Source organism: Polymorphobacter sp. (assembly GCF_051860865.1).
Lineage (GTDB): Bacteria > Pseudomonadota > Alphaproteobacteria > Sphingomonadales > Sphingomonadaceae > Sandarakinorhabdus.
The window spans coordinates 1-13,938 of the sequence record NZ_JBIMKZ010000017.1 but is presented as its reverse complement, the minus strand read 5'-3'; the positions used below and the strand labels follow the sequence as shown (position 1 = coordinate 13,938).

Annotated in this window: 12 protein-coding genes; 11 read left to right on the top strand and 1 reads right to left on the bottom strand. The window is 72.3% G+C overall.

Features of this window, described 5'->3' with window-relative positions; genetic code table 11:
* The 8 genes from ACTIFJ_RS04925 to trxA form a co-directional block, all read left to right on the top strand.
* On the top strand, positions 1-708 hold a 708-nt coding region (locus ACTIFJ_RS04925), incomplete at its 5' end, for an adenosylhomocysteinase (protein WP_439532979.1).
* A 39-nt stretch (positions 709-747) separates the two neighbouring features.
* Entirely contained in the window at positions 748-2,799 is a 2,052-nt protein-coding gene (locus ACTIFJ_RS04920; protein WP_439532978.1) for a TonB-dependent receptor domain-containing protein, read from the top strand.
* Positions 2,800-2,814: 15 nt separating this feature from the next.
* A complete protein-coding gene (tsaE, locus tag ACTIFJ_RS04915; RefSeq protein ID WP_439532977.1) occupies positions 2,815-3,252 on the top strand; it encodes a tRNA (adenosine(37)-N6)-threonylcarbamoyltransferase complex ATPase subunit type 1 TsaE in 438 nt (145 codons plus the stop codon).
* Positions 3,252-4,226 (top strand): aminoglycoside phosphotransferase family protein, encoded by a 975-nt coding sequence (locus ACTIFJ_RS04910; protein WP_439533011.1) that lies wholly within the window; start codon positions 3,252-3,254, stop codon positions 4,224-4,226. The genes tsaE and ACTIFJ_RS04910 overlap by 1 nt, the downstream gene beginning before the upstream one ends.
* Positions 4,223-4,981, top strand: coding sequence for a nucleotidyltransferase family protein (locus ACTIFJ_RS04905; RefSeq protein ID WP_439532976.1), 759 nt, complete (start codon positions 4,223-4,225; stop codon positions 4,979-4,981). The genes ACTIFJ_RS04910 and ACTIFJ_RS04905 overlap by 4 nt, the downstream gene beginning before the upstream one ends.
* 41 nt (positions 4,982-5,022) lie before the next feature.
* On the top strand, positions 5,023-7,989 hold the full coding sequence (gene addB / locus ACTIFJ_RS04900; RefSeq protein WP_439532975.1) for a double-strand break repair protein AddB: 2,967 nt from the start codon (positions 5,023-5,025) through the stop codon (positions 7,987-7,989).
* 13 nt (positions 7,990-8,002) lie between these two features.
* Positions 8,003-11,389, top strand: coding sequence for a double-strand break repair helicase AddA (gene addA, locus ACTIFJ_RS04895; protein WP_439532974.1), 3,387 nt, complete (start codon positions 8,003-8,005; stop codon positions 11,387-11,389).
* 84 nt (positions 11,390-11,473) lie between these two features.
* Positions 11,474-11,794 (top strand): thioredoxin, encoded by a 321-nt coding sequence (trxA, locus tag ACTIFJ_RS04890; protein WP_439532973.1) that lies wholly within the window; start codon positions 11,474-11,476, stop codon positions 11,792-11,794.
* Here trxA and argJ read toward each other — a convergent pair.
* Positions 11,791-13,014, bottom strand: a complete 1,224-nt coding sequence (gene argJ / locus ACTIFJ_RS04885; protein ID WP_439532972.1) for a bifunctional glutamate N-acetyltransferase/amino-acid acetyltransferase ArgJ — start codon at positions 13,012-13,014, stop codon at positions 11,791-11,793. The two genes, trxA and argJ, sit on opposite strands and share 4 nt — an antisense overlap.
* Before the next feature lie 148 nt (positions 13,015-13,162).
* On the opposite strand from argJ, the gene rpmH reads away from it, so the two are divergent.
* The 3 genes from rpmH to yidD are packed head-to-tail and all read left to right on the top strand — an operon-like array spanning position 13,163 to position 13,862.
* Positions 13,163-13,297, top strand: a complete 135-nt coding sequence (rpmH, locus tag ACTIFJ_RS04880) for a 50S ribosomal protein L34 (protein WP_439532971.1) — start codon at positions 13,163-13,165, stop codon at positions 13,295-13,297.
* Positions 13,298-13,314: 17 nt separating this feature from the next.
* A complete protein-coding gene (rnpA, locus tag ACTIFJ_RS04875) occupies positions 13,315-13,650 on the top strand; it encodes a ribonuclease P protein component (protein ID WP_439532970.1) in 336 nt (111 codons plus the stop codon).
* On the top strand, positions 13,650-13,862 hold the full coding sequence (gene yidD / locus ACTIFJ_RS04870) for a membrane protein insertion efficiency factor YidD (protein ID WP_439532969.1): 213 nt from the start codon (positions 13,650-13,652) through the stop codon (positions 13,860-13,862). The genes rnpA and yidD overlap by 1 nt, the downstream gene beginning before the upstream one ends.
* Positions 13,863-13,938: the final 76 nt, after the last annotated feature.

Here is a 13,938-nt window from a genome sequence, read left to right as displayed (position 1 = left end):
AAGGAAAGCCTGGTCGACGCCATCCGCCGGGCAACCGATGTGATGCTCGCCGGCAAGGTCGCCTGCGTCGCCGGCTTCGGCGATGTCGGCAAGGGCTCGGCCCAGTCGCTGCGCAACGGCGGCGCCCGCGTCATGGTCACCGAGATCGACCCGATCTGCGCGCTGCAGGCGGCGATGGAGGGCTTCGAGGTCGTGACGATGGAGGACGCGGTCAAGCGCGCCGACATCTTCTGCACCGCCACCGGCAATGCCGATGTCATCACCGCCGAGCACATGCAGGCGATGAAGCCCAATGCCATCGTCTGCAACATCGGCCATTTTGACAGCGAGATCCAGATCGCCGCCCTGTCCAACTACAAATGGACCGAAGTGAAGCCCGGCACCGACATCGTCGAGTTTCCGGACGGCAACCAGATCATCGTTCTGGCCAAGGGCCGGCTGGTCAATCTCGGCTGCGCCACCGGCCATCCGAGCTTCGTGATGTCGGCGAGCTTCACCAACCAGGTGCTCGCCCAGATCGAGCTGTTCTGCAATCCCGGCAAATATGAAAACAAGGTCTATGTGCTGCCCAAGCACCTCGACGAGAAGGTGGCGGCGTTGCATCTGGAGAAGCTTGGCGTCAAGCTGACCAAGCTGACGCCGAAGCAGGCCAAATATATCGGCGTCGACGAAACCGGCCCGTTCAAGCCGGAAGCCTATCGCTACTGACCATCGGCCGCCGGGGGGCGGCGTGTGTTTGGGGGGGACATGGTCGCATATCTCAGGGCCTCGGCCCTGGCCTTGCTGGCGTCGGCAGCGGCCTCGTCGGTCGCTGCCGGGGCCCAGGTGCCCAAGGCCCAGGTCTCCGGGGCTGCCGCTGAGCAATCGGCCGGCGAGCCGGTCGTCGACCCCGCCGCCGCGCTGGTGCCGGCCGGGGAGGCACCGCCGCTGACCGCGGCGGGCAGCCGCGCCGGCGAGAATGCCGTCCGCCAGGCCGGGGACGCCTTCGGCACCGCCGTCGGCCGCGAGACCATCGGCATCTACAACCGGGATCAGGTGCGCGGCTTCTCGCCGGTCGTCGCCGGCAATGTCCGCATCGCCGGCCTGTATTTCGATCCGGTCGCCTTCCCCTCGGACCGGATCAGCGGCTCCACCGCCATTCGTGTCGGTCCCAGCGCCTTCGGCAGCCCGTTCCCGGCGCCCACCGGCATCGTCGATCTCGGGCTCCGCGTGCCCGGCCAGCAGGCCGCCGCCAGCGCGCTGGTCAGTGCCGACAGCTGGGGCGGCAACGCCGTCGAGGTCGATGCCGCGGTGCCGCTCGGCAGCCGTCTCAGCATCGGGCTCGGCGCCGCCCATACGTTCGACCGGATGGTCAACAAGACGCGCAACCGCGGGTTCGAGGGTGCCTTCATCGCCAACTGGCGGCCGACCGACCGGCTGCAGCTGGTACCCTTCCTCAGCGTCGCCCACACGCCGATGGATGACAATGGCCCGGCTTTCCTGCCCTCGGGCGCGCGCCTGCCGCCGCGCCTGCCGCGCCATGTCTATGCCGGTCCCGAATGGGCGCAGACCGTCAATACCGAGCTTATGGGCGGGGTCGTCATCGACTGGACGCCGGCGCCGGGCTGGGAGGTCAAGGCCGGGCTGTTCCGTTCGTCAGCACACTTCGAAGCCGATTTCTCCAACCTGATCACCGGCGTCCAGCCCGATGGCCGCGCCGCCGGCCAGCGCATCATCGCCGATCCGCCGCTGTTCTTCGTCTCGAACAGCGGCGAGGTGCGGCTGTCGCGCCGCATCGCCGAGGGGCCGCGCGCCCATGTCATCCACCTGGCGTTGCGCGGCCGCGCCGCCAACCGCCGCTTCGACGGGGCCGACGTCATCGAGCTCGGCCCGATCCGCCTCGGCGAACTGCAGACCGCACCGCTGCCGCTGTTCCAGTTCGGGCCGCAGCAGGCGGACCGGGTGCGCCAATGGACGCTCGGCCTCGCCTATGAGGGCCGTTGGGCGGGCGTCGGCGAGATCAGCCTCGGCCTCCAGCGCACCGACTATCGCAAGCGCATCGGCCTGCCCGGCGCGGTGCCGGTCGCCACCGATGCCAGCCCGCTGCTGGTCAACGCCGAACTGGCGCTGGAGGTGACCCCGCGCCTCACCGTCTATGCCGGCTATGTCACCGGCATCGAGGAAAGCGGCATCGCGCCGGACAATGCCGCCAACCGCAACGAAGCAATGCCGGCGATCGAGACCCGCCAGATAGATGCCGGCTTCCGCTGGCTGCTGGCCGGCGAGATGAAGCTGATCGGCGGGGTGTTCGAGGTCCGCAAGCCCTATTTCAACATCGGCCAGGGCGGCATCTTCGGCGATCTCGGCGAGGTGGTGAACCGGGGTCTCGAAGCCTCGGTGGCTGGGCCATTGACGCCGACCTTGTCGGTTGTCGCCGGCACCGTGCTGCTCCAACCGCGCGTCGTCGGTGAAGCCGTGGCGCTCGGCGTCTCCGGCCCGCGCCCGGTCAATGCCATCACCGCGCGGATCGAGGCCAGCGCCGACTGGCGGCCGCCGCAGCTTTCCGGCCTGTCGCTCGATGCCGCCTGGTCGCACCGCAGTCCCGAAACCGCCGTCGTCAGCAACGCTGTATCGATCCCCACCCGCTCGCTGCTCAATCTCGGCGCCCGCTACCGTTTCCTGCTGGCCGGCCAGCGCAGCCTGCTCCGCCTCCAGGTCACCAATGTCTTCGACAAGCAGGGCTATAATCTGCGCTTCCCCGGCGCCTATGGCCAGCTGCCCGGCCGGCGATTTCAGGGCTATCTCACTGTCGATTTCTAGGCCATCAGGCCGGCCATGGCCCTCATGCTCGCCACGCCGCAAGACACCGCGCGCCTCGCCGCGGCGCTGGCCGCCGCGCTGCGCCCCGGTGACGTGGTGGCGCTGCACGGCGATCTCGGCGCCGGCAAGTCGACTCTGGCGCGCGGCGTGCTGGAGGCGCTGGGCTGGGCCGATGACGTGCCGTCGCCGACCTTTACGCTGGTCCAGCCCTATGGCCCGCCCGAGCTGCCGTTCGAGGTCTGGCACGTCGATCTCTACCGGCTCGACGACCCCCGGGATGCCGATGCGCTCGGCCTGTTCGAGACCGACGCCGCGCTGCTGATCGAATGGCCGGAGCGGTTGGGCGCGCGGCTGCCGGCCGATGCCCTGCATCTGGCGCTGTCGGGCAGCGGTGAAGAGCCGCGCCGCTTGACTTGGACGCGGCCTGCGGCTTGGGAGAGCCGGTGGCCATGATGACCCCCCCCGACACCGCGCCCGCCTTCCTCGCCCGCCATGGCTGGGGCGGCGCCGAGATCCGTCCGCTGGCCGGCGATGCCTCGTTCCGCCGCTATTTCCGCGTCCACCATGGCCCGCGCACGGCCGTGCTGATGGACGCGCCGCCGGAGAAGGAGGACAGCCGCCCCTTTCTCGCCATCGCCGATCACCTGACCGGCCTCGGCTTCGCCGCGCCGCGGGCGCTTGCCGTCGATCTCGACGCCGGGCTGATCCTGCTCGAGGATTTCGGCGACGCCCGGGTCGGCCCGGTGCTGGCCGCCGACCCGACCCGCGAACAACAGGTCTATGAACAGGCCGTCGACATCCTCGCCGCGCTCCATGCCCATCCCGCCGCCGACGTCCGCCCCTATGACGAGACCGAGCTGCTGCGAGAAGCGCGGCTGTTCGCCGACTGGTATCTGCCCGCCGTCGGCTGCCCGGAAGCCCCCGGCTTCGATGCCGCCTGGGCCGCGCTCTGGCCGCAGGTCGCCGCCGCGCCGCCGGTGCTGGTGCTCCGCGACTATCACGCCGACAACCTCATGATTCTGGATCGCCCCGGCCTGCAGGCGCTCGGCCTGCTCGATTTCCAGGACGCGCTCGCCGGCCACCCGGCCTATGACCTCGCCAGCCTGCTCCAGGACATCCGCCGCACCGTGTCCCCCGCGCTCGAAGCCGCGATGATCGACCGCTATCTGGGCCAACGCCCCGGCCTCGACGCCGAGTCCTTCCGCACCGCCTATGACATCCTCGCCGCCCAGCGGAACATCAAGATTTTAGGCGTCTTCACCCGCCTTTATGTCCGCGACGGCAAGGCCCATTACCCGGCCTGGCACCCCCGCCTCTGGGCGCTGGTCAACGCCGATCTCGCCCGCCCGGCGCTCGCCCCCGTCGCCGCCTGGTTCGATGCCCATGTCCCCGCCGCCACCCGGCGCGGCGTCCAGGTGACCGCATGAACGCCCGGCCCCAATTGTCGCTCCGCCCCCGTGTCGATGCCGCCATGCCCGAAGCCGCCATGGTCCTCGCCGCCGGCCTCGGCAAGCGGATGCGCCCGCTCACCGCCACCCGCCCCAAGCCGCTGATCGACGTCGCCGGCCGCTCGCTGCTCGACCGGGCGCTGGACCGCATCGAGGCTGCCGGCATCGGCCGCGCCATCGTCAACGTCCATTATTTCGCCGACCAGGTCGAAGCGGCACTTGCCGCCCGCAAGGGCCCGCTGCAGATCAGCGTGTCGGACGAGCGCGGCCAGCTGCTGGAGACCGGCGGCGGCCTCGCCAAGGCGCTGCCGATGATGGGCAGCGGCCCGGTGCTGGTGGCCAATTCGGACAATCTCTGGATCGACGGCGCCTCGGACACGCTGCGCCTGATGGCCAACCGCTGGAACGCCGACAGCATGGACGCGCTGCTGCTGCTGGTGCCGCTGGCCCGCGCCACCGGCTATGACGGCCGCGGCGATTTCCATCTCGATCCCGCCGGCCTCGTCCGCCCGCGCAGCGGCGTCCGGCTGGCCCCCTTCGTCTTCGCCGGCGTCCAGATCATCCACCCCCGGCTGTTCGACGGCGAGCCGGTCGAGCCCTTCACCATGTGGCGGGCCTGGAACAAGGCGCTGGAAGCCGGCCGGATGTTCGGCATGGCGCATCAGGGCCTGTGGTTCCATGTCGGCACCCCGGACAGCATCGGCACCACCGAACGGGTGCTCGCCGGGCTTTGAGCCTTTGCGTTGCGCGCAGGCTTCGGCCATCCTGCCCCCAGATGCTGTTCACCATCCCCAACCATGTCGGGTTCGTCGATGCGCTGGCCGCCGGGCTGCTGGCGCGCGGCGACGATCCGCAGCAGCTCGCCCGCACCCTCGTGCTGCTGCCCAACCGCCGCGCCGTCCGCGCCCTCACCGAGGCGTTCGTGCGTCACTGCGCCGGCGGCGGCCTGCTGCTCCCCCGCCTCGTCCCCGTCGGCGATCTCGATGAGGACAGTTTCGATCGCCTCGCCGCCGGCGACCTGCTGCTGCCGCCCGCCGTCTCGGCGCTGACCCGCCGGCTCGAACTCGGCCGCCTCGTCCGCCAGCGCCTCGCCGGCGCCCAGCCGAGCCGCAGCGCCGTCGAGGGCCTGCGCCTCGGCAGCGCGCTCGCCGACGCGCTCGACACCTTGCTCGCCGAGGAAATTCCGCCCGAGCAGCTGCGCGAGGCCGTTGCCGATGCGGACATGGCGCACCACTGGCAGGAAACGCTGGCCTTTCTCGATATCATCATCACCGCCTGGCCGCCCGAGCGCGACCGCCTCGGCGCCAGCGACGGCGGCACCCGCCTCACCGCCGCCATCGACGCGCTGATCGCCCGCTGGCAGGCCGCACCCCCCGCCACCCCGGTCATCGCCGCCGGCATCACCAGCGCCACCCCGGCCATCGGCCGCCTGCTCGCCGCCGTCCTCGCCCTGCCCCAGGGCCAGGTCATCCTGCCCGGGCTCGACACCAACCTCAGCGAGGCCGGCACCGCCCGCTGGGAGGCGATCATCGCCACCCCGACCGAGGGCGTTGCCGAAAGCGAGGCCCATCCCCATCATGCCCTCAAGCGGCTGCTCGCCCGGCTCGGCTGGGCGCGGGACGAGGTCCGCCTCTGGCCGCATGCGCTCCCCGACCCTCTGCTCGCCCGCCGCGAGGAGGAGGTGATCGCCGCCTTCGCCCCCGCCGATGCTGGCGAGGGCTGGGCCGAGCCGCCCGCCGATGCGGACGCCGCCCGCGCCGCCTTCGCCGCCGTCCGCGTCGTCGAGGCCGACACCCCGGCCGAGGAAGCCCAGGCGCTGGCGCTGGCGCTGCGCGAGGCGCTGGAAACCCCGGGCCGTACCGCCGCGCTGGTCACCCCTGACCGCGCGCTGGCCCGCCGCGTCGCCGCCCATTGCCGCCGCTGGGGCATTGCGGTTGACGACAGCGCAGGCCAGCCGCTGGCCCGCACCCCGCCGGGCAGCCTGGCGCTGGCGCTGGTCGCGGCGCTGGCCGAACATTTCGCCCCCGTCGCGCTGCTGGCGCTGCTCAAGCACCCGCTGGTCCGGCGCGGCGAGGACCGGCTCGCCTGGCTCGACCATGTCCGCCAGCTCGATCTGGTGCTGCGCGGCGTCCGCCCGGCGCCCGGCCTCGACGGCATTGCCGCCCATGTCGACGCCTGGCTCAACGAGAAGCGCCGCGAGGACGAGGGCTTGGCCGACTGGTGGGCCGAGGTCTCGGCCCTGCTGGCGCCGCTGGAGGCCGAGGCCGGCACCACCGATCTCGCCCGGCTGGCGCTGGCGCTGCAAAGCGTCGCCGAGGCGCTCGCCGGCGAGGCCGCCTGGGCCGGCCCCGATGGCCGGGCGCTGGCGGCCCGGCTCGAGGCGCTGGGGCTGGAGGGGTCGGTGTTCGGCGGCTTCGGCAGCGACGAGGCGCCGGCGCTGCTGGCGGCGCTGTTTGCCGACATCGCCATCCGCCCGGCCTGGGGCGGCCACCCGCGCCTCAGCATCCTCGGGCCGGTCGAGGCCCAGCTGATGCGCGCGGACCTGATGATCCTCGCCGGCCTCAACGAAGGCAGCTGGCCGGCGCCGCTCAGCCCGGACCCATGGCTGGCCCCGGCAATCCGGGCGCGGCTCGGCCTGCCTGGGCAGGCGCGCGCCATCGGCACGGCGGCGGCGGACTTCATCCGGGCGCTCGGCGCGCCGCAGGTGCTGGTCAGCCGGGCGCGCCGCGATGCCGGCGGGCCGATGTTGCCGTCGCGCTTCATGGCGCGGCTCGATGCCCATGTCGCGCGTTTCTCGGACGCCGGGCTGATCCGCGAGACAAGGCTGGTCCGCATCGCCCGCGGCCTCGATGCCGAGCAGCCGCCGCGCCCCTCTGCCCGCCCGGCGCCCTGCCCACCGCCCGAGCTGCGGCCCCGCAGCCTGTCGGTCACCGAGGTCGACACGCTGATCGCCGACCCCTTTGCCTTTTACGCCGCGCGCATGCTCAGGCTGAAGCCGCTCGATCCGCTCGATGCCGATCCCGGTGCCGCCGATCGCGGCAAGCTTCTGCACGGTGTGCTGGAAGACTGGATCAAAAGCGGCAGCCTCGATCCCGCCCGCCTCGCCGGGCTCGGCGAGGCGATGCTGCTGCGCGCCTGCGGCGGCTTTCCGCTGCTCGCCGCGCTCTGGGGGCCGCGCGCCCGCCGGGCGCTGGACTGGGCCGGGCAGGAGCTGCTGGCCCGGGTCGCCGCCGGCTGGCAGCCGCTCGCCGCCGAGGCGCGCGGCGAGATCACCCTCGATAACGGCATCACCCTCAAGGGCCGCGCCGACCGCATCGACCGCGACGACACCGGCCGGCTGGCGATCATCGACTACAAGACCGGGGCGCCGCCGGGGCCGCAGCAGGTGCGCGAAGGGCTGAGCAACCAGTTGCCGCTGCTCGCCGTCATCGCCGGGGAAGGCGCCTTTCACGAGGGAAGCCGCCGGCTCCCGGCCGGGCCGGTCGAGATGCTCGAATATTGGCGGCTGTCCGGCGGCGAGACGCCGGGCGTAGCCCGCCCGGCGCTCGGCAAGAAGGACAAGCCGCCGCCGGTGCCCGATCATGTCTCGGACACCCGCGATGTCGTCACCAGCATCCTCACCCGGATGCTGCTCCGCCCGACGCCGTTCGTTGCCCAGCTCCATCCGGCACTGTCCTGGCCGGACTATGACCATCTGGCCCGCGTCCAGGAATGGCGCAACCTGCCCCCGGACAACGGGTGATGGAGGCCGGCGCATGAGCACCATAAAGGCGATGCTGCCGCTGCTCGCCCCCCAGGCGCAGGCGGCCGACCCCGATGTCCATGCCTGGGTCGCGGCCTCGGCCGGCACCGGCAAGACCCAGGTGCTGGCGGCGCGGGTACTGCGGCTGCTGCTGCAAGGCGTGCCGGCCCGCGCCATCCTCTGCATCACCTTCACCAAGCTGGCGGCGGCCGAGATGCAGGGCCGGGTCATGCAGCGGCTGGCGTGGTGGACGCGCGTCGATGATGCCGCGCTGGCGGCCGAACTGGCAGCCATCGGCGAGCCCGACGATCTCGCCAGCCGGGCGCGGGCGCGGCGGCTGTTCGCCCAGCTGCTCGATGCGCCGCAGGGGCTGGCCGTGCAGACCATCCATGCGCTGGCCCAGTCGCTGATCGGCGCCTTTCCGGTCGAGGCCGGGGTCGCGCCCGGCTTCCAGACGCTCGATGACCGCGCCGGCCAGGCGCTGCGCCGCCGCCTGCTCGCCGAGGCAATCGAGGCCGCCACCACCGGCGCCGGCACCGACGATTCGGCGTTTCTCGATGATCTGGCGCGGCTCAGCGTCGCCGGCGGCGAGCGCAGCCTGACGGCGCTGACGGCGCTGATCGGCCGCCATGCCGATGCGCTGTCGGCGCTGCCCGATACCGGGCTGGAGCCGATGCTCCGCCGCGCCTTCGGCCTGCCCACCGATGGCGACGGCGCGGCTGCGCTGGCGACAGCGCTCGCCCGGATCAGCCGTGCCGATATCGTCCGGCTGGCCGAGGCCTGGGAGGCAGCGGCGGCGGCGCGCCCCTTGCAGTTCGCGGCGCGGGCGCGGGCCTGGCTCGCCGAGCCCGGGCAGTTTCCCTTGTTGGCCGCCTGTTTCCTCAAGGCCGATGGCGGCGGCTATGCATCGAGCTTCTGCATCACCGCGCCGGTGCGCGCCGCCTTCCCGCAGGCCGCCGATGTCTATGAGGCGCTCGCCGGGCAGATTCTCGCCATCGCCGCCGAACAGGCGCTGCACGCCGCCGTCGAGCGGGTGGCGGCCCAGCTGCGGGTGGCGCGGCGGCTGTCGCGGCTGTGGCTGGCGGCCAAGCAGCGGCTCGGCGTCGTCGATTATGACGACATGATTGCCGCCGCCCGCCGGCTGCTCGCCGCCGATGGCGCCGCCGCCTGGGTCCGCTACAAGCTGGACCAGCGGATCGACCATGTGCTCGTCGACGAGGCGCAGGACACCAACGCCGCGCAATGGGACATCATCCGCGCCCTTACCGACGAGTTCTTCGCCGGCGAAGGCGCCCGCGAGGCGCGGCGGCGGCTGTTCGTCGTCGGTGACTACAAGCAGGCGATCTTCGGCTTCCAGGGCTCGGACCCGCGCATCTACCGGGACAAGCGCGAGGATTTCGCCATGCTGGCGCAGGATGCCGGCAGCCCGCTGCAATCGATCCCGCTCAGCACCAATTTCCGTTCGCAGCCCTGCATCCTCAAGCTCGTCGATGCCGTCGCCGGCCGCCTGCCCGAAGGCGCGCTCGATGCCGATGGCGTGCCGCCGCACCATGCCCATCGCTGCGGCGCCGGCGAGGTGCTGATGCTGCCGCTGACTCTTCCCGAAGCCACAGCCGATGCCGATGAGGATGACGAGGCGCTGTCGGAAGGCACGCGGCCCGGCGCCGTCGAGATCGCCCATGCCCGGCAGCTGGCGGCGCAGATCGCCGGCTGGCTCGGCCCGTCGCCGATGCGGCTGCCCGGGCGCGGCACGCTGGTCCGGCCGCAGGATATTCTGGTGCTGGTCCGCCAGCGCACGGCCTTTTCGGCGGCGCTGGTGGCGGCGCTGCACGCCCACGGCGTCGCGGTGGCCGGCGTCGACCGGCTCAAGCTGTCCGAGCCGCTGGCGGTCGCCGACCTGTTGGCGCTCGCCCGCTTCGCGCTGCAACCGGCCGATGACCTGACGCTGGCCTGCCTGCTGGTGTCGCCGCTGATCGGCCTCAGCCATGATCAGCTGTTCGCCCTCGCCCATGGCCGCCCCGCCAGCCTGTGGGCAGCGGTCCGCGCCAGCGATGATCCGGCCGTGGGCGCGGCGCGGGACTGGCTGGCCGAGCTGCTGTCCTTCGCCGATTTCACCCCGCCCTATGAGTTTCTCGAACGCGTGCTGTCCGGCCCGATGCAGGGCCGCGCCCGGCTGCTCGCCCGGCTCGGGCCGGAAGCGCGCGACGCCATCGACACGGTGCTCGATCAGGCGCTGGCCTTCGAGGCCGTGCAGCCGCCGTCCTTGCAGGGCTTCCTCGCCTGGATCGAGGCCGATGATGTCGAGATCAAGCGCGATCCGGACGCGCCGCTCGATGCCGTGCGGCTGATGACCGTCCACGGCGCCAAGGGCCTGCAGGCCCCCGTCGTCATCCTCGCCGACGCCGCCCGCCGGCCGCGCAAGCCCGATTCGGCGCTGCTCTATCCGTTCGACGACGGCACGCTGCTGCCGATCGCCCCGGGCGCTGCCAAGGCGCTGTCGGGCCGCCTCGCCGAGGCGCTGGCCGCCCAGCAGGACGATGCGATGAAGGAGCATTGGCGGCTGATGTATGTTGCGCTGACCCGCGCCGAGGACCTGCTGGTCATCGCCGGCAGCCTGGCGCCGACCGAGGCCAGGCATGGCGTCGCCCACGAAAGCAGCTGGTATGCCGTCGCCGAAGCCGCGCTCACCGATCTCGGCGCCGAACTGCGCGAGGACGGCGCGCTCAGTTGGCGCAGCGGCGAGGCCGCCGCCATCGAGCCGGAAACGATCACCCCCGCCAGCACAAGGCTGGAAATCCCCGACTGGGTCCGCCGCCCCGCCCCGCCCGAGGCCCGCCCCAGCCGCCCGCTCAGCCCATCGGCGATCGCCGAGGACACGCTGGCCGCGCCGCCCGCCGGCCCCGCCGCCGCCGCCGCCGCCCGCCGCGGCGTCGCGCTCCACGCGCTGTTCGAGCGGCTGCCCGACCTGCCGCCGCCCGACCGCGCCCGCATCGGCCTGGCGCTCGCCCGCCACCTCGCCCCGGACGATGACCCGCAGGCGCTGGTCGATGAAGTCCTGCGCGTCCTCGAAGACCCGGACTATGCCGTCCTCTTCGCCCCCGGCGGCCTCGCCGAGGCACCCATCGCTGCCGTCGTCGGCGATACCGTCATCGCCGGCCAGGTCGACCGGCTGTGCATCACCGACGACGTCGTCACCCTCATCGACTACAAGACCGGCCGCCGCGTCCCCACCGAGGCCGCCGCCGCCCCGCCCTATCATCTCGCCCAGATGGCCGCCTATGCCGCCGCGCTCGCCCGCATCTTCCCCGGCCGCCGCATCGAGGCGGCGCTGCTCTACACCGCCGGCCCCCGCCTGCTGCGCCTGCCGCCAGCCCTGCTTGCAGCGCATGCCCCCCACTGACCCGCCCGAGTTGAACCGGGCCGCGGCAGCCATTATCTAGCGTTGCAACAGGCTCAATCCCGAGCCACCACAGGAACACTTGCCATGTCCACCCGCCCGGTTACCGACCAGTCCTTCCACACCGACGTGATCAGCAGCGGCACCCCCGTGCTCGTCGATTTCTGGGCGGAATGGTGCGGTCCGTGCCGCACCATCGGCCCGATCCTCGAGGAGCTCAGCACCGAGATGGACGGCGTCCAGATCGTCAAGATCAACATCGACGAAAACCCCGATGCCCCGACCCGCTACAATGTCCGCGGCATCCCGACGATGATCCTGTTCAAGGACGGCGCCCCCGTCGCCACCAAGGTCGGCGCCGCCCCCAAGTCCCAGATCAAGACCTGGCTCGAGGGCGCGCTGGTCTAACTCCGATAATCGGCGTTGATGCTGATATAGCCATGGGTCAGGTCGCAGGTCCAAACCCGCGCCTGGCCCTGGCCCAGCCCGAGGTCGACTGACACCAGCACCTCGTCCCCGGCCAGATGCGCCGCCACCGGCGCCTCGTCATAGCCCGGCACCACCGCCCCGGCCTCGGCCACCAGCACATGCCCGAAGCGGATCGACAGCCGGTCCCGCTCTGCCGGCTCCCCGGCCTTGCCCACCGCCATCACCACCCGCCCCCAATTGGCATCCCCCCCGGCAATCGCCGTCTTCACCAGCGGCGAATTGGCAATGCTCATCGCCACCCGGTGCGCCGAGGCGTCGTCCACCGCACCGGCCACCTGCACCTCCACCAGCGTCGTCGCCCCCTCGCCGTCGCGCACCACCAGCCGCGCCAGCTGCCCGCAAAGATCGGCCAGCGCCGCCGCAAAGGCATCGGCCCCCGGCTGCCCCGCCTCGCGCAGCACCGGCCCGCCGCCGGCCCCGGTGGCAAAAGCCAGCACCGTGTCGGACGTCGAGGTGTCCCCATCGACGGTAATGCACGAAAAGCTCCGGGCATTCGCCGCCTCAAGCATCGCCTGCAACAGCGCCGGCGCCACCGCCGCATCGGTAAAAATGAACCCCAGCATCGTCGCCATGTCCGGCGCGATCATCCCCGACCCCTTGATGATCCCGACCAGCGCCACCCGCCGCCCGTCGATCATCGCATGGCTCACCGCCGCCTTGGCAAAGGTATCGGTGGTGCCGATCGCCTGGGTCGCTGCCAGCCAGTCGGCCGATCCCAGCGCCGCCTGCGCCGCCGTCACCCCCGCCACCGCCTTGTCGACCGGCAACGGCACGCCGATGACGCCGGTCGACGCCTGGAACACCGCCGCCGCCTCGCAGCCGAGCAGCCGCGCCGCCGCCTCGCCCTGCGCCAGCGCCGCGGCCCGCCCGGCCTCGCCGGTAAAGGCGTTGCTGTTGCCGGCATTCACCACCAGCGCCCGCGCCCGGCCGCCGCCCAGCCGCGCCCGGCACAGCTCCACCTCGGGCGACGGGCAGCGCGAGCGCGTCGTCACCCCCGCCACCGCCGTCCCCTCGGCCATCTCGATCAGCAGCACGTCGCCGCGCGTCCACGCCTTGTAGCCGGCACAGGCCGTGCCGATGCGGACGCCGGCCACATCGGGCAGGGCGGGAAAGGGCAGGGCCAGGGGCGAGGTCGTCATGCCCCCGCCCATGCCGCCGCCGGCCGGCGGCGTAAAGAGGCAAACCACCGCCAGCTTGACTCTCCTGCCCCGGATGCGTAACAGCCGCGCTTCAATTTCCGCCGTCCGGACTATCGTCGGGCCGGCGCAGCATGACCGGATCTGACCCATGAAGCGCACCTATCAGCCCTCGAAGCTCGTCCGCGCCCGTCGCCACGGCTTCCGCGCCCGCATGGCGACGGTGGGTGGTCGCAAGGTCATCCAGGCCCGTCGTTCGCGCGGCCGCAAGAAGCTGTCGGCCTGACATCATCATGTGCGGCGATGGCTGTCCCACCGCCCACCATCCGCAAGCGCGCTGATTTCCTCGCCGCCAATCGCGGCAAGCGCTTCGTCACACCCGGCTTCATCCTGCTCGTCCGCCCCCGCGAGGATGCAGACCCGCAGATGCGCGCCGGCTATACCGTTACCAAGAAGGTCGGCAACGCCGTCGTCCGCAACCGCCTCAAGCGCCGGTTGCGCGCCGCCGTCCAGTCCCAGCTTGCCGCGCGCGGCATCCCCGGCGCCGACCATGTGCTGATCGGCCGCGACGCCGGCCTCGCCCGCCCCTTCGCCGATCTCGAAGCCGATCTCGCCCGCGCCCTGGCACGGCTGTCCTGATGCTCAAGAAGCTGCTCATCGCGCCGATCCGCTTCTGGCAATGGGGCCCGTCGCGCGTGCTGCCACCCAGCTGCCGCTTCTCGCCCTCCTGTTCCAGCTATGCGATCCAGGCCATCGAGCGCCACGGCCCGGGGCGCGGCCTGTGGCTCGGGCTGCGCCGCATCGGCCGCTGCCACCCCTGGGGCGGCTCGGGTTTCGATCCTGTCCCCTAGCGGGCATCGACATTCAGCCGAATGGGCCTCCGGCGGTAGCAAGATGCCTCCGGCGGCTGGGGCCGCAGGCCCCAGA